The 22,908-nt window shown below is 38.5% G+C and carries 19 protein-coding genes, 3 tRNA genes and 2 pseudogenes; 17 read left to right on the plus strand and 7 right to left on the minus strand.

Features of this window, described 5'->3' with window-relative positions; translation table 11 throughout:
* Nucleotides 1–158 precede the first annotated feature (158 nt).
* Nucleotides 159–1,157, plus strand: coding sequence for an NAD(P)-dependent oxidoreductase (locus tag PT278_RS07305; protein ID WP_277131336.1), 999 nt, complete (start codon nt 159–161; stop codon nt 1,155–1,157).
* 46 nt (nt 1,158–1,203) lie between these two features.
* On the opposite strand, the pseudogene PT278_RS07310 reads toward PT278_RS07305, so the two are convergent.
* Nucleotides 1,204–1,789 (minus strand): annotated as a pseudogene (locus tag PT278_RS07310) (NAD(P)H-dependent oxidoreductase).
* Between the two features lie 318 nt (nt 1,790–2,107).
* A pseudogene (locus PT278_RS07315) lies at nt 2,108–2,254 on the minus strand (TetR/AcrR family transcriptional regulator); the annotation flags it as partial.
* 636 nt (nt 2,255–2,890) lie between these two features.
* Here PT278_RS07315 and PT278_RS07320 point away from each other — a divergent pair.
* Entirely contained in the window at nt 2,891–3,547 is a 657-nt protein-coding gene (locus tag PT278_RS07320; protein WP_277131338.1) for a hypothetical protein, read from the plus strand.
* Between the two features lie 84 nt (nt 3,548–3,631).
* Here PT278_RS07320 and PT278_RS07325 read toward each other — a convergent pair whose 3' ends face one another.
* Entirely contained in the window at nt 3,632–4,801 is a 1,170-nt protein-coding gene (locus tag PT278_RS07325; protein WP_277131340.1) for an MFS transporter, read from the minus strand.
* A gap of 197 nt (nt 4,802–4,998) precedes the next feature.
* On the opposite strand from PT278_RS07325, the gene PT278_RS07330 reads away from it, so the two are divergent.
* Nucleotides 4,999–6,054 carry an SEC10/PgrA surface exclusion domain-containing protein gene (locus PT278_RS07330; protein ID WP_277131342.1) on the plus strand — a complete coding sequence of 352 codons (1,056 nt, stop codon included), beginning with the start codon at nt 4,999–5,001 and terminating at the stop codon, nt 6,052–6,054.
* A gap of 64 nt (nt 6,055–6,118) precedes the next feature.
* On the opposite strand, the gene PT278_RS07335 is transcribed toward PT278_RS07330, so the two are convergent.
* Nucleotides 6,119–6,928, minus strand: a complete 810-nt coding sequence (locus tag PT278_RS07335; protein ID WP_277131344.1) for a Cof-type HAD-IIB family hydrolase — start codon at nt 6,926–6,928, stop codon at nt 6,119–6,121.
* Nucleotides 6,929–7,005: 77 nt separating this feature from the next.
* Here PT278_RS07335 and PT278_RS07340 point away from each other — a divergent pair, with 77 nt between their 5' ends.
* Entirely contained in the window at nt 7,006–7,521 is a 516-nt protein-coding gene (locus PT278_RS07340) for a GNAT family N-acetyltransferase (protein WP_277131347.1), read from the plus strand.
* An 85-nt stretch (nt 7,522–7,606) separates the two neighbouring features.
* A tRNA-Gln gene (locus tag PT278_RS07345) sits at nt 7,607–7,678 on the plus strand.
* An 868-nt stretch (nt 7,679–8,546) separates the two neighbouring features.
* On the opposite strand, the gene PT278_RS07350 is transcribed toward PT278_RS07345, so the two are convergent.
* Entirely contained in the window at nt 8,547–10,544 is a 1,998-nt protein-coding gene (locus tag PT278_RS07350; protein ID WP_277131349.1) for a BspA family leucine-rich repeat surface protein, read from the minus strand.
* 164 nt (nt 10,545–10,708) lie between these two features.
* Between PT278_RS07350 and PT278_RS07355 the strand changes: the two genes are divergently transcribed.
* From PT278_RS07355 to PT278_RS07370, 4 genes are all read left to right on the plus strand, one after another.
* Nucleotides 10,709–11,419, plus strand: a complete 711-nt coding sequence (locus tag PT278_RS07355) for a glycerophosphodiester phosphodiesterase family protein (RefSeq protein ID WP_277131352.1) — start codon at nt 10,709–10,711, stop codon at nt 11,417–11,419.
* Between the two features lie 93 nt (nt 11,420–11,512).
* A complete protein-coding gene (locus PT278_RS07360) occupies nt 11,513–12,694 on the plus strand; it encodes an aminotransferase class I/II-fold pyridoxal phosphate-dependent enzyme (protein ID WP_277131353.1) in 1,182 nt (393 codons plus the stop codon).
* 63 nt (nt 12,695–12,757) lie between these two features.
* A tRNA-Tyr gene (locus PT278_RS07365) sits at nt 12,758–12,839 on the plus strand.
* Nucleotides 12,840–12,844: 5 nt separating this feature from the next.
* Nucleotides 12,845–12,916, plus strand: a tRNA-Gln gene (locus PT278_RS07370).
* Nucleotides 12,917–13,026: 110 nt separating this feature from the next.
* Here the strand turns inward: PT278_RS07370 and PT278_RS07375 are convergent.
* A complete protein-coding gene (locus PT278_RS07375) occupies nt 13,027–14,049 on the minus strand; it encodes an SLAP domain-containing protein (protein WP_277131355.1) in 1,023 nt (340 codons plus the stop codon).
* A gap of 242 nt (nt 14,050–14,291) precedes the next feature.
* Between PT278_RS07375 and PT278_RS07380 the strand changes: the two genes are divergently transcribed.
* Together PT278_RS07380 and PT278_RS07385 are read left to right on the plus strand one after the other, a co-directional pair.
* A complete protein-coding gene (locus tag PT278_RS07380; RefSeq protein WP_277131356.1) occupies nt 14,292–15,410 on the plus strand; it encodes a hypothetical protein in 1,119 nt (372 codons plus the stop codon).
* A gap of 77 nt (nt 15,411–15,487) precedes the next feature.
* Nucleotides 15,488–16,186 carry a GntR family transcriptional regulator gene (locus PT278_RS07385; RefSeq protein WP_277131358.1) on the plus strand — a complete coding sequence of 233 codons (699 nt, stop codon included), beginning with the start codon at nt 15,488–15,490 and terminating at the stop codon, nt 16,184–16,186.
* 41 nt (nt 16,187–16,227) lie between these two features.
* On the opposite strand, the gene tagD is transcribed toward PT278_RS07385, so the two are convergent.
* Nucleotides 16,228–16,614: a glycerol-3-phosphate cytidylyltransferase gene (gene tagD, locus PT278_RS07390; RefSeq protein ID WP_277131359.1), complete on the minus strand. Its 387-nt coding sequence runs from the start codon at nt 16,612–16,614 to the stop codon at nt 16,228–16,230.
* 128 nt (nt 16,615–16,742) lie between these two features.
* Between tagD and PT278_RS07395 the strand changes: the two genes are divergently transcribed.
* The 6 genes from PT278_RS07395 to PT278_RS07420 all read left to right on the plus strand — a co-directional run bounded on the left by PT278_RS07395 (nt 16,743) and on the right by PT278_RS07420 (nt 22,848).
* Nucleotides 16,743–17,468 (plus strand): WecB/TagA/CpsF family glycosyltransferase, encoded by a 726-nt coding sequence (locus tag PT278_RS07395; protein ID WP_277131361.1) that lies wholly within the window; start codon nt 16,743–16,745, stop codon nt 17,466–17,468.
* A 6-nt stretch (nt 17,469–17,474) separates the two neighbouring features.
* Nucleotides 17,475–18,572, plus strand: a complete 1,098-nt coding sequence (locus PT278_RS07400; RefSeq protein WP_277131364.1) for a glycosyltransferase — start codon at nt 17,475–17,477, stop codon at nt 18,570–18,572.
* Nucleotides 18,573–18,649: 77 nt separating this feature from the next.
* Nucleotides 18,650–20,128: a nicotinate phosphoribosyltransferase gene (locus tag PT278_RS07405; RefSeq protein WP_277131365.1), complete on the plus strand. Its 1,479-nt coding sequence runs from the start codon at nt 18,650–18,652 to the stop codon at nt 20,126–20,128.
* Nucleotides 20,125–20,955, plus strand: a complete 831-nt coding sequence (gene nadE / locus PT278_RS07410) for an ammonia-dependent NAD(+) synthetase (protein ID WP_277131366.1) — start codon at nt 20,125–20,127, stop codon at nt 20,953–20,955. Before PT278_RS07405 ends, nadE begins: the two co-directional genes overlap by 4 nt.
* Nucleotides 20,956–21,090: 135 nt before the next feature.
* On the plus strand, nt 21,091–21,642 hold the full coding sequence (locus PT278_RS07415) for a hypothetical protein (protein ID WP_277131368.1): 552 nt from the start codon (nt 21,091–21,093) through the stop codon (nt 21,640–21,642).
* A 141-nt stretch (nt 21,643–21,783) separates the two neighbouring features.
* Entirely contained in the window at nt 21,784–22,848 is a 1,065-nt protein-coding gene (locus PT278_RS07420) for an LLM class flavin-dependent oxidoreductase (RefSeq protein WP_277131370.1), read from the plus strand.
* The last annotated feature ends 60 nt before the right edge of the window (nt 22,849–22,908 follow it).

Raw genomic sequence — 22,908 nt, forward strand, 5'->3', positions numbered from 1 at the left:
ATATATTTTTTAATTTATTTTTATTATATATTTTAGGATATAAATTTAAAACATTCTATTGATAAAATCATAGAATGTTTTTTTGTTTTAGTGTAAATTAGTATTAAATTATTTTTAATAAGTTAAAAATATTTAATGTAATTATAAGGAGATACAAGATGTTTAAAATTGTGGCTTATGGTGTTCGTGAAAATGAAGTGCCTTATTTTGAAAACTTAAACAAGTACAATTATGACTTACAGCTGGAAAGGGATTTGTTGACACATGACAATGTGGCAACTGCTAAGAATGCAGATGCCGTATTGTTAAGGGCTAATTGTATTGCTGACGCTGAGAACTTGACCATGTTTCATGATTGGGGAATTAAGTATGTTTTCACGAGGACAGTTGGCTTTAATCACATTGACTTAAAAACTTGTGCAAAATATCAGATGAAAGTGGCGCGGGTTCCAGCATATTCGCCATATGCGGTTGCCGAACTAGCACTAACTCTGGGAATGATGTTGTTTCGTCACCTTTCACTTGCGACAACTAGTACGAACAATGGTGATTTTCGAGTGGGTCCCGGTATGTTTTCTGGAGAAATTCATTCTGGGACTGTTGGCATAATTGGTACAGGACGAATTGGTGCTACCGAAGCTAAGCTTTACCATGGTTTTGGTGCTAAAGTTTTGGCATTTGACCCATATCCGAGTGATTATGCTAAACAATTTGCAACATTTGTCAGTCAGGATGAATTGCTCGCTAAGTCTGATATTGTTTCAATTCATGTGCCATATTTTCCTGGGCAAAATGATCGGCTGATTGATGCGGACTTTTTAAGTAAAATGAAACCGTCAGCGGTATTAGTTAATACAGCACGGACCCAATTAGCAGATTATGATGCCATTATTGCTGCTGTCAAAAATGGTACAATTGCCGGCTTTGCTTCAGATGTTTTACCTAATGAAACTAAGGTAATGGGACACAATTTTGAAGGAGAAATTACTGATGGCCAGGTTAAGGCCTTGGAAGAATTATATCCGAAAGTATTGCTCACGCCGCATATTGGTTCTTATACGAGTCCAGCCTTAACTGATATGATTGCTGTTAGTTATGAGAACTTTCATCAGGTTTTGCTGACAGGTAAGACTGATAATGATGTTAAATTAGATTAATAATTAAAAAGCACAGGTTTCTTAATAGGAAGCTTGTGTTTTTTAGTTATTTGAAATGGTATTTTTTGATTTTACTTAGATATTTTTGGCGTCTAGCTAACGAAGAATTAGTAATGCCACCGAAGTGTAACCAATGACAGTCTTGCATGCCCAGCTGGCGTAAAGTTTGATTAATAAAAATTTTTTTAATCGCGTTACCGCAAAATAAGCGAAGATAAAACTTCGGTGAAGTTGAGGTTGTTAAGGACATAGGTATGCTTGATATTAGTTAATTCACCATGAATGCCGGTTTTAGAAACAGTATGTGACAGCCCCGTTCCTTCTTTCATCACTTTATCAATGAAACCTTTAAGCATACCGGGAATACTGTTCCACCAAAGAGGAGTAATAAAAATAATGGTTGTTGCTCTTTGTAACATTGTTAAATATTTTTTGACAAGTGGATCATGTGTACCACCTTCGTGGAATAAACGTAGTTCTTCTTGATCGTAAATTGGGTTAAAACTATCTTGGTAAAGATCAATTATGTTAAAGTCACGTTTATTTTGAATGAGGTTTTCTTTGACGGCCGTTAAGACAGCGTGGTTAAAGCTTTTGTTGTATGGATGACAATAGATAATTAATGTTTCCATTTTAATTAGGAGCGAGTAACCTTGGATGAACGACCAGATTTGAATGAAGAAATCATGACTAGTAATGTTGCTGTTTTGAGTAATTTGGTCAGTTAATTGAAGCATTTTGGTTAAAAAAGGAAATTCATGATCGTTATTTTTAAAGGCTAGGGTTGCATTATTATTGAAAAAGAGAAAATCCATTGTATTGGGATGTTCTTGTACCTGCTTAATAAAATAGTCGGCAATTTGTAAGAGTTGTTTTTCTGGCGTATCACTGTGAAAGTCAATTTGGACAATAAATTCTTGTGAAAGCCTAATAGTTGCCTGTTTAAACAGGTCATCCTTACTGTTAAAGTGTTTGTAGAAAGCACCAGTCGTCAAGCCAATGGCAGCTGTTAATTTACGCAATGAGAGATTTTGAAAACCTTCTTGATCAATAACTTTGATTGCTTTTTCTACTAATTGCTTTTCTGTTTCCTTCATATTTCATACCTCCTAATTTGGATAACAGTGTTATCTAATGCTTTAAAAATATGATAACGCCGTTATCTAAAAAGTACATATAAATTTTGCGCAATAAAAAAGCTTCCTTAAATAAGGAAGCTTAATTATTAAGACTAATCTTCAACTTTTTTAGCCTCATTCATTGCTTTCATCAATGAAGGGTTCTTTGAGTGACAGTCTTTAATCATTTGCCAGTCTTTTTCGTCCAATTCAACAACGTATTTGCTCATAATAATTTTCCTTTCATTAAATATACAATTTAACTATAGCACTTTTCGCGATAATAGAAGAATAGTGTTCGCAACAATTTTTGCAATTGTGTTGCAAAGTCAATTACTGTCTAGACCATTTGCTAGGTGCAAGCTTGATTAAGCAATAAAGGCAACGCTTGGTATAACGACATCCAACTTAAGAAAGCGCTTTTGTGAAATATTACAATTATTACATAATCGTTTCATCGAGTAATCAATTCTTAAAGCCTGAGAGATAGTTCTGTTATGGTTCTGACATTTTTACACTGTAGTATAGAGACAATCAAATTGAGTAAATCGTTTTTGATTTTCTTAGTTTGGGAAAGAAAAGGATATGAAATTTTTTATTAAGGAGAGAAAATTTTTGAAGGTAAAATCTATCTTAGTTAAATCGGCAGCAGTAGCAGCATTATCAGTTTCAGGTGCAGTAGTGATGAATAGTGCGAAAACAAGTACAGTTCACGCAGCAACAGTTGCTAATGATGCAGCAGTTGTTACAGTAAACTACGTTGACGGTAACTCGATTCACGTTTGGAATAATTACGAGAATCCAGTAGCTACCGGTCAAGTTTTACCAAGTAATTCTTCTTGGAAGGTTATCAGAACCGCTTATGATGCTCAAGGCAATAAATGGTACGACCTTGGTAAGAATCAATGGGTTAGAGCTGAATATGTTAACAAAGGCTACTACCCAGCTCAAAATACCCAAGAACAAGTTCAAGCAACTAGTACAAATAATGAAGTAGCTAACACTAATAATGCAGCTGCTACTCAAACTGTTGCTACAACTACTTCAGACTCAGAATCCAGTGCCAAGGCATGGATTGCTGGTCGTGAATCTGGTGGCTCATACAGTGCACAAAATGGCCAATACATTGGTAAATACCAACTTTCTTCTTCATACCTTAACGGCGATTATTCTGCCGCTAATCAAGAACGAGTTGCAGATAATTATGTTGCTAGCCGTTACGGCTCATGGACAGCTGCTAAAGCTTTCTGGCAAGCAAATGGCTGGTACTAATTTCTAAACTACCAATATCAAAAAATTGAATAATTAAAAAATAGGCGCTAATCATTTTGACTAGCGCCTATTTACTAAAGTTTTTTAACTTAATGGCTTTTTATTAGTAATAATAATTCCTGAAATTAACAGTAGAACACCTAAAATTGTGTAAGCAATAAAGATTGGTGTCCAGGAATGAAATAATCCTTGCAAATAGCCTGATAATGCAGGACCAATTGCTGCTAAGAGATAGCCGAATGATTGAGCTGTCCCTGATAATTGCGCTGTTTGTTGGAAGTTAGCTGACTTCTTTTGGAAAAAGATAACGCAGAGACTGAAGGCTGAACCAGAACCGATTCCTAAAATAACGGCTAAAATTGCATTGGCAGTAAAATTACCGGGGAATAGTAGTAAGAGACCAGCTCCAACAGCGAATCCACCACCAACGATACTTGAAGCAATTATCCTCCCAACCTTTTTACGGGCAATAATTGGTGTCAATAAAGACATTGGCATACCACATAATTGGAATAGGGTTGCCAGAATCCCGGCAGTTGTAACGCTAAAGCCAGTGCTGGTCCAAAAGCTTGGCAGCCAGGTCATCATTGAATAGTAGAGCAGCGACTGTGTACCAAAGAAGAAGGTAATCAGCCAGGTTAATTGATAATGACTAATTGAAGTAACTTTATTTTTCGTGGTTACTTGGGCATGATGCGGCTTAGGAACTACCCGAACGACAACTGCCCATAGTAGAAAGCCAGCAAGACCAACTAAGCTAAAGATTGCTAGTGTGGAAGGCAAGTTGATTTTTTTAACTAATGGTGCCGCAAGTCCGGTTCCTAAAGATGCGACTGACCCCATAGTAAAAGTGTAAAGGCTGGTAAACAGTGTTGCCTTAGTTGGAAAATATTCCTGAATGACTGCCGGCAAGAGAACATTACCGCCGGAAATGCCGATACCGATTAATACCGTTCCTAGTAATAAGAAGAAGCTGCTGGGAATGATCCGCAAGTAGCCGCCAATTGCTAGGATTAAAAGTGTAAAAAATAGCACTTTTGCATTACCTTGCTTAATACCAAGGTGAGCAATAATTGGCGATAGCAGGGCAAACATAATTAACGGAATAGTAGTCAGCCAACCGCTCATACTTGACGCCAGGCCAATTTCACTGTGCAGCCAAGGTAAGATTGGTGGGATCATTGTGATAGGCAGCCGTAGATTAGCCGCGATAAGCAAGATCCCTGTACCAATTAAAAAATTTTTCTTTTTCACATTAACACGTTCTTTCAATTTCTTTATTTGTTAAAAGTACCAAATAATAACTTTAATGGAAAAATAATTATTTGGCAAATCGCCTGTTTTAACTATAGAAGTGAAATTAAATTAATTGGCATTAACTACTAATAAGTTTTAAAATTACAGTTAAACTCATAAAGAGATATTGAACTATCGACTATCGAGGAAAGTAAATGAAGAAAAACAAATTTGTACTCGCTTTAATTAGTATTACTTTATTGCTAACTTGTATGGTGGAAGTACAGACAAGTACAGAACCTGTAATAGCAGCAACTCAAGGTTATGTTAAAGTCAAGGCAAAGAAAAAAGTCCGGCTTTATTGGGCATCAGGTAAGCATTCTAATTATTATGCTTTGCCTAAGCATCGTTATTCGTATAGTGCCAAAAGTCGAATAGGTAAAAAGCGGCGGTCTGCTTATAAAATTGGTAATAATGCGCACTGGATTTTAGCTAAAGATGTGAATACAGTCAAGAAAGCTAAAGCAGCTACATACACTAAGGCGAAAATGGTTCTGCCGCATGGATATAATAGAACAGAACTGCTTAAGGCATATGAAGGTAAGCCCAGCAGCAGTTTTATTGCTGCCTGCATGCAGGGGATGAAGGATAATACTTTTAGCCGCAATAATCTTGCTGAAAGTAAGGCAGATAATGAGACGCAAGTTGACCTCGCTAATATTACACCGGACCAATTAACGACTTTATCTGATTTCTCACTTAGGTTAATTAATCAAGCACGTGATAACTTGGGCTTAAAGCCTTGGGTTGATAGTGTTGGAACGCAAAAGTTGGCTCAGGCAATTTCCGCTGAATATGAACAAAATGGTAAGACAATTAAGGATGGTCATTATGTGCCGGGAATTGTTAAAGCTTGCCAAGCCAATGGCCTAAATTTGGATGATAATTATGTTGAAGATATGGCCGGTTTTTATAACCAGAAGCAAACACTGTCAATGACTGAACTGAAGAAGAGTATTTACTTTGGCATTAAGCAGATGATGTTTGGCTATGTTGGCAGTGGTGAGAGTGATCGCGGTAAACGCAGTTATTACCAAGAATGGGAACATGCTGGCGATTTGTTTAATACGCAGGGATCGCTCCATGATGGCGATTATAATTATTTCGGTTTTAGTGTGTCGCGAACAGATGATATTTGTTCGTTGCACTTTATCAGTGTGCCGACTTATGTTGTTAAAGATAAGAAGTATAATTTAAGTTTTAAGCCATAATTTTAAATTCAAAAAAGACAGCTTACTATGATTGTAAGCTGTCTTTTTTTGTTTCTTATAATGTTTAAAACACAAATTTGGCAAAAGCTTTGCTGATACCATCATCGTCATTTGAACTGGTAACATAATCAGCTTGTTCTTTCGCTTGGTCGCTGCCGTTGCCCATGCATACTCCAGTGCCGGCAAAATTGAACATGGAAATATCATTGCGTTCATCGCCCAGTGCCATGACTTCGCTAGCGTCAATTTTTAATGCTGCACAAAGTTCTTTTAGACCGTTGCCCTTGTTAACCTTGGGATTAAGCAGCTCGATAAAGTGTGGATCAGAACGAATAACATAGAGATCCTTATTGAACTCTGCTGTGATACTTTCTTGATAGCGGTCGAGTAGTTCAGGATCACCAACAAAGCAGCCTTTGGCAACGGAAAAATCGTTTGGCATTTCATCTGGTGTACGAACGTATAGTGGAGCCGTATTTTCATACGCTTGAAGATAAACTACAAAGTCGATGTTATGATCGGCGGTAATAATATGTGAATCCTCATCAACAACGTTGAATGGTAATTTATGAGCCATTGCAAATGCGGTCATTTTGCGATAAAGCTCATTATTAACCATATCCTTAGTGATAATTTTACCGTCAGCGTTGCGGGTAATTGCTCCGTTTAAGGTAACGGCATATTGGTCAGGACCATTAATGCCTAATTCTGTCATGTAGGGCTGAAGGCCAGCAATTGGCCGCCCAGAGCAAAGGACAATTTTGACATTTTGCTTAAGAGCTTTAGCAATCACCTCTTTAGTGCTGGCTAAAATCTGCCCGTCTGAATTTAACAAAGTACCGTCAGTGTCGATTGCAACTAGTTTGATTGCCATAATATTTCCTCCTAGCTATTGCGATAATTACTATCATTATACTAAAATTAAATTATCAATCATAGTGGAGGAAAAGCATGCCAATTTATATTCGTTTAGCGCAAAACACTGATCTGTCGGCAATTATGCCAATTATTAATCAAGCAAAAAAGTTGTTGAAACAGGATGGCAGCCCGCAATGGCAAGATGGTCATCCCAATGAGCAAATGTTTCAAGATGATATTATTCAACAGCGCGCATACGTCTTAATTGTTGACCAAGAAGTTGCCGGGGTTACAGTTTTACAAACTACTCCTGATCCTAATTATGTTGATATTGCAGGTGCTTGGCAAAACTCAACAGCTGCATATGCGACAATTCATCGAATTGCAATTTCTGATAAATATCGCGGGCAACATTTAGGCGCAATTTTTATTTCGAATCTATTGTCACGAGGACTGTTTTTGGGATTTCATAATTTTCGCATTGATACACACGCGATGAACAAGAGAATGCAGGGCTTAATTAAGAAGTCAGGCTTCCATTATCGCGGTGTAATTCATGTTGATCCAACACCAGATGGTGCGAGATATGCGTATGAGTTAAACTTATAGCAAGAAAATAAAATTTATACTTGACTTAAGTGTCATATTTCTCTATACTTATTAATGTTGAGTGACAAGTAAAAGCTCAAATGTTTGGGTTATAGCCAAGCGGTAAGGCACTAGTTTTTGGTACTAGTATGCGCTGGTTCGAATCCAGCTAACCCAATAGATGTAATTAGTCTTAATGTCAACTAGCTTCAAGCGTTGGTGTTAAGACTTTTTTGTTAAATGAAATTAAGTAAAATTATGCCGAATTACGTTGTTAGGTTACAACATTCGGTTACAACATTTTTGCAAAGGTAGGCTAATCAAAATATTCTAAAATTGGTCTAAACGTAAAAAAGTGACCCGAAAAATGCTATAATAAATATGTTCAGTAATTTAAATCTATTAGCTTAGATGCCTCAAGAAAGCCTTAATAGCAGGCTTTTTTGTTTGCCATTTATTTAAGTTAAATAGATTTTAGTAAAAATGTGCGGTGCAAAATTTTAAGAATCGGTGCAAAGTTTTTTAGTATTGATTGTGTAATAGATTGAGATAATCAGATTTAATTAATATGTAGGTGCAAAATTCGGTGCATCCCTTTAGGGTGTTAAATTGTTTACAGGGGGGTCGGTGATTTACCAACCTCCTTTAGCTTAACAATACCGTAATGATTTATGACGGTATTAAAAAATCCTCTGCGTTAACAGAGGATCATTTTAATGACTGCCTAAAGTAATCGGCTTTAGGACTTTTTGAGGTTTGCCTCAAATAAGATTCACTCAATATCATTCTACAATATTTAATGCTATTGTCAATAAATGAAATTTTGATAAAATGACTAATGGAATTACTAGAGACTTAATCACTCTCAATTATGGTAATTCTAGGAGGTGTAAACCTCAAATGGGTTCATTATCTTGGGTCTAGCATCAGGGATACTAGCTAACTTAATTTCTTCATGGCTGTATGACCATTTCAAGAAATAGCCCAATATTTTTAAGGGAGCGTGTGGGTAATACCACTGCTCCCTTTTTATTATAACAGAATTATTACTTAAAATTGCTTTCTTTAAGATACTTGCCGCTATCAACGCAATAATAACTGTTCCCGTTAATTGTAACAGTTGGTCCTAAGATAACGAATGAACGATTTTTCTTTAATGACTTCTTTTGCACTTTTTTACCAAATTGGTTGTAGACATAAGCATTATGACGTAATTTTTTAACTGTAAATTGCGGCTGCTTATCAGCTTGATACATCACATAAGTATTAGTAGGACACTGGGCATTGGACTTATTATATAAATTTTGTAATTCATTAGTAGTATAAGTTTTGCCTTTTGGCTGATTGACAGTTCCTGAACCGACTGCTTGAATATGGTCTTTGCCACTGCCAAGGCTGGCATCAGGATAAATTCGGTGTTGACCTAACTTTAAAATAAAGCCATTAGGGTCACCCGTATTTTTGAGCATATCTTGAATTAAATCGGTTCGATTAAAATTATTATGAATGATGTGGTCAGTGTCAAAGTTAGTGAGGTCTAATTTAACTAGACTAGTATCATCTTGGAAAGTAAAGCGATTATGCGTGACTTTTTTCGTGTTGAAACTAGATAAATTAATGGTTCGTAAGTTCTTAGCACCCTTGAACATACTACTCATGCGCCGTAATTTTTTCGTATTAAAACTAGATAAATCAAGGTCGGTTAAACTAGTTGCACCATTAAACATGTCGGTCATATCAGTTACATTCTTAGTATTAAAGTTACTCAAATCAACACTAGTTAAATTTGGGGTGTTTTGAAACATTTTAGTCATGTTAGTAACTTTACTGGTATCAAAATTGTGTAAATCAATTTGACTTAGTCCAACACCGAGAAACATTTGATCCATATCAGTCACGTTTTTGGTATTGAAACTTGAAAGATTTAGTTTGGTTAAGTTAGTATCGTTAGCAAATAATCCTTCCATATTAGTAACTTTACTTGTATCAAAGCTTGAAAGGTCAAGTTCGGTCAAATTTGGATCACTTTCAAAGACCAGTAACATGCGGTTAACGTTCTTAGTATTGAAGTTGCGCAAGTCCAATTTAGTTAAAGCAGTATCACGTTCAAACATGGCGCTAATATCAGTTGCTTTAGCAGTATCCAGTTTGCTGGCGTCAATTGCCGTTAACTTAGGATTATTACTGAGCATTCCGTTAAAGTCAGTCACGTTATGCGTATCTAAATTACCTAATTCCAGTTTAGTTAGTTCCTTATTATTAGCAATCATATTGCGCATTTGTATAACTTTACTAGTATTGAAATTATTAAGGTCAAGTGTAGTTGCCCCAGTTCCTGAAAACATGTTGCTCATGTTAGTCACGTTGCTAGTATTGAAGTTAGCAACATTTAGACTAGTAACTTTGGGTGTGAAATCGAACATGCCCTCCATATTAGTAACTTTAGCTGTATTAAATTTGCTGAGATCAAGGCTAGTTAAATTACTGTCGCCGGCAAACATCCAACCCATGTCAGTCACGTTACTGGTATCAAAATTACTTAAGTCAAGACTGCGCAAATTATTATCTTCTTTAAATAAAAAGTGCATATCAGTCACACCGCTAGTATCAACTTTGTTTAAGCCGGCAATGTCTTCTAGGCCTTCAAGTCCACAGAAGAGGTAACGCGAATTTGCCGGTAATTTAATTTGGTCAGTAAAGACAATGTGCTTAAGTGAGCTGTCGCTGTAAACTTGTTCCTCAGTATCTTCGTCCCCAAATTTATTACGGTTAGTGACAATTGCTGCTAATTGTTCAGTTCCTAACTGATTGCCGTTCTTACCAGCGCTAATGGTTAATGTTTGTGAGTTTTTATTGTATGTCCAACTGCAGTCTCCATCGCTCCCAGTAGTAATCTGCTTGTCAGTTTGAACGGTTGAAGCTTGATTATCAGAAGCTGCAGCATTAACGGTGTTCTGTGTGCCGGTTAAGATAGCTGTACTAATTGCGATTGCATTGAATAGTAATAATTGCTTCTTGCTTTTTGAAAAATGCTTTTTCTTCATGTCAGTCTCCTAGATTAGTTCTTAATTACCAATATTTTAATTGCTTAGTTATTAAAAGTTAATTAGGATTAAGCAAACTTTATTTTTTATTTAAAAGTGACTGCGATAGGTTTAAGATAGTTTTGGTAATTTATTAACTGATTAATAAGGGCGCGACAAAGATTATGACTACTATTAAAAATAAGACAATTGTGTTTGGTCATCGTGGTTATCCCGCAAAATTTGCGGAAAATTCGCTTGCGGGTTTTCGCAGTGCGGTTGAAAATGGTGCTGAGGGGGTTGAATTTGATGTTCATTTAACCAAAGATGGTGTCCCAGTTGTGATGCATGATGAACGGGTTGACCGGACAACTGATGGTAAGGGCTATCTTAAAGATTTCACATTAAAGCAGCTGCGGCAACTGCATTTGGCTAATGGTGAGCAGGTGCCCGAACTGCGAGAATTATTTGACTTGCTGAGCGGCAAGGATGTTTTGATTAATCTGGAATTTAAGACGGGAATTGTCCATTATCTTGGAATTGAAAAAACGGTATTGTCTTTAGCAAAGCAGTATCAATTTGTTCATCCACTTATTTATTCATCCTTTGATTATGTTACTTTGAAGAATTGCCAAGAAATTGCCCCGAATCAGACTTACTGCTATTTGATAGATCAGGATGTTACTAATGCAGCCAGATTAATTAGGGAGAATGATTTTGCTGGAATTCATCCAAGGGAATTGATCGCTTCGCAGGAGGCGATAACCCAGCGGATTTGGACGGTTGATGATCCAGAAGTTGCTAAAGAATACTTTCGGCGTCATGTTGCGGGGATTTTTACTAATAATTACCCATTGATGACTAAGTTACGCGATCAGGTACAGGGATCAGAATAATAAATTAGCTAAAAATTAAAAAATAATTGTAGAAAAATGATGATATTAATTGTATAATTTATTCAAATAAAAAAGAAAGTTTGGTGAAATTATATGGTTAAATTAATTAATTACATGAAAAAAGGCTTAGCTGATGCTCCTTCAAATCCAATTTTGAAGTTTTCTGATTATGCCAGCAAGATTCCGGATGTTGTAAAGTTCACGTTGGGTGAACCTGACTTTAACACGCCGGATCATATTAAAGAAGCTGCTAAGAAGAGCATTGATGATAACCATTCTCACTATGCACCGTCTAACGGTACAATGGGACTCAGAACGGCGGCAAGTCAGTTTTTGGCTAAAAAGTACGGACAAAAGTATGACCCAGCTACTGAAGTATTAGTAACTAATGGGGTAACAGAGTCAATTTTTGATGCAGAAATGGCTTGTTTGAATCCCGGAGATGTAATAATTGTTCCAACGCCAGTTTTTTCACTGTATATGACTGATGAAACGGTTATTGGCACAGGTGTTAAAATCGTTGAAATTGACACTTCTGCTGATGACTTTAAATTAACGCCAGCCAAATTGCAAAAAGCCCTTGATGAATATGGTGACAAAGTTCGGATGCTTATCATGAATTATCCGAGCAACCCGACAGGTGCAATGTACAGCCAGGAAGAGCTTGATGCCTTGGCTGATGTTGTTCGTGACAAGCCGATTTTTGTTATTTGTGATGAAATTTATAGTGAACTTAATTATGACCAACCTCATGCTTCAATGGAAAAGAGCCTGCATGACCAAGTAATCTTGATGAATGGGGTCTCCAAGTCTTGGGCAATGACTGGTTATCGGATTGGGATTGTTTGTGCGCCGAAAGATATTTTGGAACAGATTGCCAAGGTTCACCAAGCAGTGAACACAACTGAGCCGACACCAATGCAGGATGCTGCCGAAGAAGCCTTTAAGAATGGGATGGATGATGCATTGCCAATGAAGGCAGAGTTCTTGAAGCGGCGCGATGTGCTGTATAATGGTTTAACCAAGATTGGCTTTGAATGTGTTAAACCTGATGGTGCATTCTACATTTTTGCCAAAATTCCAGATGGCCTTGAACAAGATGATGAAAAGTTCATCTATGAATTGGTTGATAAGGCTCGTGTCGCCGTAACTGCTGGTTCATGTTTTGCTAAAGGCGGCAAGGGCTGGATTAGATTTTCTTATGCGGTTTCAATGGAAACAATTAATGAAGGTCTGAAGCGGCTGGAGAAGTTTGTCAAAGAAAATAAGAAATAAAATTTTGGCAATTTTCACTTGCAATTACGCACGTTTTTCGGTAATATAATTAACGTGCGTTATGGAGGAATAGCGAAGTGGCTAAACGCGGCGGTCTGTAAAACCGCTCTCTCTGAGTTCGGCGGTTCGAATCCACCTTCCTCCATTTATTGGGTTATAGCCAAGCGGTAAGGCACTAGTTTTTGGTACTAGTATGCGCTGGTTCGAATCCAGCTAACCCAATAGTTCTTTAAGAACACCCAACCCGAAAAGAAGCAACTTCTTAATTGAAGTTGCTTCTTTTTTGTAATAAAAAATATCCAGCCATTGGACTGGATACCTTATTTTAATTATTAAAAGTTGGCGCGCTTAATGTAGTGGTTGTTATCAACGATGAAGTAACGTTGACCCTTAATTAAGACGGAACTGCCGTAAGTGCGAACACTAGTATTAGCAGGTAGTACTTGATGCCCGACACGTTTGCCGTATTTATTATATAGGTAGGAATTGCGCACTAGTGTCCGTTTTGTACCATCAATGTTAGCTGCTAGGACACGCTTATGGCCGTGGTCAAATTCGTAGTACTTTTTGCCGTTGATGGTCTCACTAATAGCGGCGTAGCACTTAGTACCAATCTTTAAAATTAACTTGTTGGTCCGTTGACCATCTTGATCGTAAATGTAGGCTTTGTGCTTGAGAACACCGTTAATAACTAAGCCGTTAACATCACCGGGACGCTGCGGCGTTGGTTTACCTTCGACAAAGTTATCCTTCTTAACGTATTGATTTTGGTCAATTAAGTAGTATTCAGTACCATTAATAGTAACAGGGTCACCAAAAGTAGGGATGTATTGGTCTTTAACCAAAACAATCGGCAGACCTTGGTCGCCATTTTGGTCGTAAATATAAGAATTACGGCCAAGTTCGCGAGTTTGCCGTTCAATGTTTCCCGCAGCAATGTACAATTGGTTCTTCAAATTGTAAAACTTCCGGTTGTTGATTAGGGTTGTACCATAAGTTTCAACCGTTGAACCAGCATTCATTGTAATATCGTTGGCCCGTTTGCCGTCTTGATCGTATAAGAAGGCATTGTGGACTAACGTCTTTTCTTCGGGATCAAATGATTCCGTTAATTTTTGACGAACAACAGGTTTTGCGTCAGTGTCAGTCGTCTTAGTTGCACTGGTTACTTCAGCCTTAGGTGCAGTTGTTTCTGTTTTTGCTGGTGCAGCTGCTTCAGTGGTCGCGGCGTGAGCAGTCTCTTTATTAAGACCCATTAGGCCGGAAGTAAGTGCCAAGCCGATTAAGCCAAATTTGATAATATTTTTACTTGAAGAATTATCATAGCCAGTTAATTGTGTGTGGTTATGTTTCATGTAAAACCCAACCTTTCTAAAATTTATTTAATAATCTTGTGTTATTTTTCTAAAATACACTTCCATTCTACCCTAAAATGTTGATTTTCTCGAATATTTTTTGTTAAAAATAATTTGCTTAATATGGCGTAAGCCTCCTAAAATAAAGGGGAAGTGATGAGTAAAATTTACTTTTTAACTACAGACCTTGAAAAAATAGTACAATAATAGCTAGTTTACTGTTCACTTAGAAAGGGATTTTTATGCCGAGACTAATTAAAGTGGGAGCTGGTGGCGGTGAAATCAGCTGGCATGAGGCGCTGAAGGATTTACGCGCTGATGATGTAATGTTTTTGGAGCCCGGATTTTATGAGCTGCCGCAGGGAATTACCTTAGCAGACATTACAATTAAGGGAACTGGCAGTTTGCCGGAAGATACGATGATTTTGGGCTATGTGAATGTTGCTGCTGACAGCCGGTTCGTTAATTTGGAAAATTTATGTCTGAATACGAATAATGATAATAATACTTTGTTTGTGCCAGCCGAAGCCAACACTTACCTTAGTTTGCGCAATTGTGTGATTAAGGGCTTTGGCAATGATACAGCAGCGATTGCAGCTAACGGCAAGATTACTTTGGAGCTTTATTCAACCAAGGTGATGAATGGTTCGGTGTCCTTGTTTGCGGATGCCGATTTTCGCTTGGAAATGAACGATTCTTCCATTGAAAATGTGGCTGAAGAATTTGGTGTTTTGGCACTTGAAGGTCACGGGACGGCGATTATTAATAATTCGCGGATTCACGGCAGTATTGATACCTTTGTCAAAACTAATGCCGAAGTAAATATGAATAATTCGGTTGCCGATACAATTTTACTGCAAGGGAAAACGTGGCTGAATATGTTAAACAGCAAGGTCTTGTCTGATGATGACGCCTGCATGTATATTACGGACGATTCTTGGGTCAATATTGTTGATAGCTTTTTTACCGGTGGGATATATCTGGATAAAAAGCCGCACGTAATTATTCAAAATAGTCAACTGAACCGAATAATCGCGGTGAATGATACCCAGATTACACTGATTAACTCCGTGATTTTAAATCACGCTGACTTTCAAGATGAGGCAAGTTGTGTTGCACGGCGTGTAACCTTTAATGGCGGTATTGAGTACCAATATTTTTTGGCATTGGGCGATCACGCGCAGATTGAAGGTCATGACCTAGTCTTTAACCCTAATGGTGCAAGTCTAGCTGTTCAAGATAGTGCGCAAATGCGGGTTAGCGTGGTGGCTTCAAGTGAAGAACTACTTCCAGTTGAATGCAGTTCAAAAGCCAATGTCAATATTTTAGGAATCAAGTGGACCGCTAAGAAAAAGTCGTAATCAATCTAGCCATTTTTGTTTGTGCAAATTAGACCAATTTAGATTATAATGGAAGGACACATTTGGAGGAGTGCGCCATGGAAGAACCAATGTACATCAAAATTCATAATCAAATTAAGCGTGATATTGAAAACCACGTTTATCGGGTTGGCAGTCGGATCCCTGCAGAACGACAGTTAGCATTGAAGTTCGGCGTATCCCGCATGACACTGCGGCAGGCAATCAAAACGTTAGAGGACGAGGGCATTTTGGAGCGGCGCCTTGGCAGTGGTACTTATGTAGCCAGTCAGAAGGTGCAGGAAAAAATGTCGGGGATTATGTCATTTACCGAGATTACACATGCCAACGGTCAGACACCATCAAGCAAGCTAATTTCTTATCATATTGGCAAGCCGTCTTTATCAGAAAAAGAACGGTTGAAGCTGGACGATAGTGAAGAAATTTTGCGGATGGAACGGATACGTTATGCCGATGATGTGCCAATTTGTTATGAAGTGGTTACCATTCCCCATCGTTTGATTCAAAAGATGTCTAAATCTGATATTTCTTCTCATTTATACCAAACTTTGGCAAAAAGCGGCTATGAAGTTGGTCGGGTAACTGAGCATATTTCTGCAGCTGTTGCTAACGAAAATGCGGCAAGATTGCTTGATGCGCGTAAGGGCGAGGCCTTAATTACTAGACTGCAGGTAACCGAATTGACTACGGGCGAGCCGTTTGAGTATACCCGAGCTAGTTATATTGCCGATCGTTTCGAATTTACTTTTTCAAAATAAAAACACTGGATTAAGTTGTTAATCCAGTGTTTTTTTGTTAGTTATTTTAGATCCGCCTTAATTTTGCTGGTTGAAATTCCGGGAGTCCGCGGTAAGTAAACCACTTGGCAATATGGTTTTAGAAAATCAAATTTGCCTTGCCAGTCGCTGCCCATGACAAAGGTATCAATGTCATATTTTTGAATATCGCTGATTTTTTGGTCCCAACCGTCTTCAGGAATGACTTCGTCTACATAGCGGATTGCTTCCAAAATATATTTGCGCTCGGCATAATTGTTGTAAGATTCCTTGTGCTTCTGCAGCTGGTTAAATTCATCAGTTGAAAGACCAACAATTAAGTAGTCGCCCATTTCTTTTGCCCGTTTGAGCAGCCGGATGTGGCCGTAATGCAATAGATCGAATGTGCCGTAAGTTATAATTTTTTTCATTTTGTCAATGCTCCTATTATCCAGCTACCTTAATTGTAACAATATTATAGTATAAAAGTTAAAACTTATCCCGCAAGGTCTAATTGTTTGCTAAAATAGGATTAGAAAATGCTCTAGGAGGCTGACAATTGAGTAAAGTAAACGTTTTAGGGGTCGACTTTGATAATAAAAGTTTTACCCAATTTAAAAATGAATTTGTTGGTCGGATTAATGCCCACCAATCAACGTTTGTTGTTACTGCTAATCCCGAAATTGTGATGGCAGCGAACGAAAATCCTGAATTTATGAAAATTTTGAATTTTGATGCTGATTATATTACTCCTGATGGGATTGGGATTGTTAAGGCAGCTAAGATGTTACATACACCGCTCAAGGAACGGGTAACAGGCTATGATTTATTTACATGGCTGATGAAATTGGCTAATGAGCGCAATTTGCGGGTTTACCTAATTGGTGCTAAGCCCCACGTGATTCATGCTGTCCAAGAAAAAATCGCCCGTGATTATTCCGGCATTCAGTTAGTTGGTGCTGAAGATGGCTATTTTAATGAGGATTTGGAAGTGATGGCTTACCAAATTGAACGTACGGAACCTGACTTAGTGTTTGCTGCCTTAGGCTCACCGCGCCAGGAGCAATTGTTGGCAATATTACGGAAGAACTTGTTGCCAGCATTAATGATGGGCGTTGGCGGCAGCTTTGATGTCTTTTCAGGAGCTGTTAAGCGGGCACCGCAATTTTGGCAGCAAGTACATCTTGAATGGTTCTATCGTTTGGTCAAAAATCCGAGCCGCTTTAAGAGAATGATGGTTTTACCCAAATTTGTCTACGAAGTTCACGAAGAAAAAAGGAAATAACGTAACATGAAAGTTTTGCACGTCAACGCTGGCTTGGAAGCAGGCGGGGGACTGACACATATTGTTAACTTATTAAAGGAAGCCAAAAAGGAGGGCGAAGATTTTTCTTTGCTTTGCCTTGCTGAAGGTCCGGTTGCTCGCGCTGCCCGTGAAGCACATCTGCAAGTAGCAGTATTAGGAATTAATAGTCGTTACGATTTAGCTAGTTTGGGCAAGCTAGCAGCTTTTATTAATAATGGTAATTACGATATTATTCATACTCATGGCGCTCGGGCCAACTTATTTGTGTCCCTAATTCGGCGCAAGCTCAGTGCCAAGTGGTGTGTGACGGTCCATTCGGATCCCTACCTTGACTTTGCAGACCGTGGCATCTTAGGAAAGCTTTTTACTGCCGCTAATCTTTATGCGCTTAAAAAAAGCGACTGTGTCTTTGCCGTGACGAAGAACTTCGCTAATTTGCTTATCCAGAAGGCACATGTTGATCGGAATAAGGTGCATGTTATTTATAATGGCATTTTCTTTCACCAAGATAGTCAAATCCCGGCAAAATATCCCGAGCCAACTTTTAATCTAATTAATGTTGCTCGTGTTGAGAAAGTTAAGGGGCAAGAACTGCTACTGCATGCTTTAAAGAATCTGGATAATGCCAATGTTCACCTGTATATTGCTGGGGATGGTTCGCAAATGGTGGCACTCAAAGATTTGGTGCAAAAGCTGGATTTGGGTCCGCAGGTGACCTTTCAGGGCTTCATGACGCAAAAGCAGCTGCAGAATTTATACCGGCGTATGGATTTGGCGGTTTTGACTTCATATTCTGAAAGCTTCCCGCTGGTTCTGCTCGAAGCCTGTGATAACTTAGTGCCACTATTGTCCACAGATGTTGGGGATATTAAAATGATGATCCCAGATCAAGACAGCGGCTTTGTGGCTAAGGTGGGAGATGTTACTTCAATTACGAATGCGTTGCGTAAGGCAGTTGCTACACCAAAAAACGAATTAGAAGAAATGGCGATCCGCGAAAAAACTTATATTACCGAACATTTTTCTGTTGCTAACCAATTAGAAACTATTATTCAAGAATATCAAGCAATAATTAAGCGCTAAAAACGGTTGCTTATAATCATACGAATGTCTATAATTAAGGACAAAAATATTAGTGAAAAAGATATTAAGAGGATAAAATGTTTTATCAAGAATTAGATCAAGACGATTCTTTGGTTTTGCATACAGACTTGTATGAATTAAATATGATGTATACCTACTTCAAGAAGGGTATTGCTGACCGTAATGCTGTTTTTGAAGCTTTTTATCGTAAAGAACCATTTGGTAACGGCTACTCAGTGTTTGCTGGGCTAGAGCACATTATCATGTACTTGAAAAATTTAAAATTTAAAGAAAGCGATTTGCAATACTTAAAAGAAGAAGTCGGCTACGATGACGACTTTATTGATTATTTGCGTCACTTTGAATTTAAACTGAGCGTGCGCTCGATGCGTGAAGGCGAGATTGTCTTTGCTAATGAGCCGTTAGTGCAGGTTGAAGGCCCCTTGGCGCAATGTCAATTAGTCGAAACAGCAATTTTAAATATTATTAACTTCCAAACGTTGCTGGCAACTAAGGCTGCTCGAGTTAAGTTGGCCGTTCAGGGTGACGGCGTGATGGAATTCGGTAGTCGGCGTGCCCAAGAAGCTGATGCGGCTGTTTGGGGGACACGTGCTGCTTATATTGGTGGCTTTGATTCCACTAGTAATGTTCGTGCCGGTAAGTTATTTGGCATTCCTGTTTCTGGAACTCATGCCCATTCGCTAGTTGAAGCCTTTGGCAGTGAGTATGAAGGCTTTAAGGCTTACGCTGAAACGCACAAGGATTGTGTCTTCTTAGTTGATACCTATGATACGGTGCGCAGCGGGGTTCCGAATGCCATTCGCGTTGCCAATGAAATGGGCGACAAGATTAACTTTCAGGGCGTGCGGATTGATTCTGGCGACATGGCTTATATTTCTAAGCAAGTGCGTAAGGAACTGGATGATGCTGGTTATCCAAACGCAAAGATTTATGCTTCTAATGACCTTGATGAAACAACAATCACCAGCTTGAAGATGCAAGGTGCTAAAATTGATGTTTGGGGCATAGGTACCAAGTACATTACAGCTTTTGACCAACCTGCTCTTGGTGCGGTCTATAAGCTAGTATCAATGGCAGATGAGCAGGGTCAGATGCACGACACGCTCAAGATTTCTTCAAATGCGATTAAAGTTTCTAATCCGGGCAAAAAGCAGGTTTGGCGGATTTCAGCTAATCAGAAAAAGAAGAATGCGGGTGATTGGATTGCCCGCAGCGGTGTTGATCCACGCAAGTTTGATTCCTTGTACATGTTCCACCCGCAGTACACTTATATTAATAAGGTTGTCACTGATTACACTGCCGAACCGTTATTGCAGGAAATCTTTAAGGACGGCAAGCTTGTTTACGATCAGCCTAAACTAATTGATATTAAGAAATTCTGTGCTAAAAATATTGATGGCTTGTGGGATGAATACAAGCGGATGCTTAATCCGCAGGAATATCCCGTTGACTTGTCTCAAGACTTGTATGACAGCAAGATGAATTTAATTAAAGATATTCGTCAAAAAATTACCGAAAGGAATGCAGCTAAATGAGACCACTGCAAAAAGAAATAATTGCTTATGAGCATGTGTTGCCCGAGATTGATCCCAAAAAAGAAATTAGACGGTCGGTTGACTTTCTGAAAGATTATTTGAAGGCTAATCCTTTTTTGAAATCTTATGTGTTAGGTATTTCTGGTGGGCAGGACTCCACTTTGACGGGAAAATTGACGCAAATGGCAATTAGTGAAATGCGTGCTGAAACTGGTGATAATTCTTACCAATTTATTGCAGTGCGATTGCCTTATGGCGTACAAAAGGATGCCCAAGATGCGGCTGATGCCGTGGCTTTTCAACACCCCGATCAAGACTTAATTGTTAATATCAAGTCCGGAGTTGATGCAACAGTTGCTAGTTTAGAAGAAGCTGGCCAAACAATTACTGACTTTAACAAAGGCAATATTAAGGCGCGGGAGCGAATGATTGTTCAATACGCGATTGCTGGTGCCCACAATGGTGCAGTAGTCGGTACCGATCACGCTGCCGAAAACTTTAGCGGCTTTTATACCAAGTATGGTGATGGTGCGGCTGATGTGACGCCGTTGTTCCGGTTAGATAAGCGCCAAGGTAAGCAAATGCTTAAAGAGCTTGGCTGTCCGGAACATCTTTATCTGAAAACACCGACTGCTGATTTGGAAGAAGACCGACCATCCTTACCTGATGAAAAGGCGCTTGGTGTCACTTATGATGAAGTCGATGATTACTTAGAGGGACGTGAAGTTTCAGAAGCTGCTGCCAAGCAGATTGAAGCTTTGTGGCTAAAGAGTGAGCATAAACGGCATTTGCCTGTGACAGTGTTTGATGATTTTTATAAAAAGTAAGAGAAAGTCGCTAACAGGCGACTTTTTTTGTTGCCAAAAAATATTAAATTTTGTAACAAAAATGAAATATTTTTGTATCATTTTGGTAAAAATGTGCTATAGTGTTCCTTAACAAATAAAGGAGGTATTTTTACCATGAAAATTAAATATATATTACCTGTAGTTGCGGCAACATTTTTAACTAGTAGCTTAGCAGTAAGTCCAGTTAATGCAGCAGTTAAGCCGGCAGAAGAAGTCGCCGAAAGTAATAGTAATTATATTAAGGTATATCCAAAGAAAATGCGGGGAACTTGGTATTATTATGATGGTAAAAAGCTGTGTAAAGAAGTTATTGGCAAAAAAACAATGACCCATTACACAAGTGGCAAAAAGGATGCTTATCGTGTAGTGCATGCTTATGTTGCTCACGACGCTTCAACAATGAATAAGGAAGAACTTGCACATACTAAAAATTGGGTGACTGCAGAAAACAGAAAGATCCAAGGTCTTAACTGGGTTGGTATCCATGGCTGGAGTGATGCCGCTGGTGCCGGAGAATTTATCAATGTTTCCCAAATTAAGGGTAATAAGGTGCTGACGAGTGCTAATGGTGCTGGAGTTTGGGTGAGTTATCATGCTTACAAAACACCAAAGTTAGCTAAAAAGTTACAGAAGAAGCAATATCATCAATTTTCATACTTGCAATAGTTAAAAATAAGCATTACTAGCGGCTGCTGGCAATGCTTTTTTAGTGGGAAGTATAAATCCTTGCTTGGTCAAAAAAATTCGTGTATTGTTTAATTCATATTAAGCTTACAAAAAGTAAGTAAAAAGAAATAAGAGGTAGAGATGGTACGAATGAATGACGAATTAATTTTTGGCTTGGATTCATTTGGCGATGTGCCAGATGATCCAGCAACTAACCAGCCAGTGACTTATGACAAGGCTCTTAAGCAAATTATTAAAGAAGCTAAACTAGCAGATGACTTAGGCATTGACGTAATTGCCTTAGGTGAGCACCACCGACCAGAATATGCGATTTCTAGTCCGGAAGTGATGCTGGCAGCGATTGCTAGTGTCACTAAGAGAATTAAGTTAAGTACTGGAGTAACGGTTTTAAGTTCGGATGATCCAGTCCGAGTTTATGAGCGCTTTGCGACATTGGATAATATTTCCGATGGTCGTGCGCAGATAATGCTTGGTCGTGGTTCTTTTACAGAATCATTTCCGTTATTTGGTTATGATTTGAATGATTATAACGAATTGTTTGAGGAAAAAGTTGCTCTGTTCAATGAATTACGTGAAGGCAAACCAGTAACTTGGGAAAGTGAATACACGCAAAATCTGAATAATGTCGAGATTTATCCACAGATTACCGGGCATAAGCTAGATACTTATATCGGTGTTGGCGGTACGCCGAGTTCTGTTATTCGTGCAGCCCGTTATGGTTTTCCGGTAATTATGGCAATTATTGGTGGCGATCCAGCAAGATTTCGGCCGTATGTTGATCTATATAATGCTGCAGCTGAGCAATATCACAACCCGCAATACCCGCTGGGGATGCATTCACATGGTGTAATTGCAGAAACTGATGAAGAAGCATACGAGATTGGCTGGAAATATCTGCGGCGCTCAATGGACCGCATTGGCAAAGATCGTGGTTGGACACCGATGACCAAGGAACACTTCGATTATGAGGTGAAAAATGGTTCTTATTATATTGGTACACCGGAGCATGTTGCCCACAAAATTGCTGATAAAATGACGCAAGTTGGTGTTAAACGTTTTGACTTTATCTATGGCGCTGGTGGTCAGACTGCCGCAATGCGGGAAAATATTTTACGTTTATACGGACAAAAGGTAGTGCCAATGGTTAAGGATTTGTTTAACTCTGGAGCTTATAAATTTAATTAAAATGATAGCCATGCAAGATAGGTCTTGTATGGCTATTTTAGGATTGTTAAAATATATAAA

This window comes from Lactobacillus sp. ESL0703, from assembly GCF_029433435.1.
In the GTDB taxonomy this organism is placed as follows: domain Bacteria; phylum Bacillota; class Bacilli; order Lactobacillales; family Lactobacillaceae; genus Lactobacillus.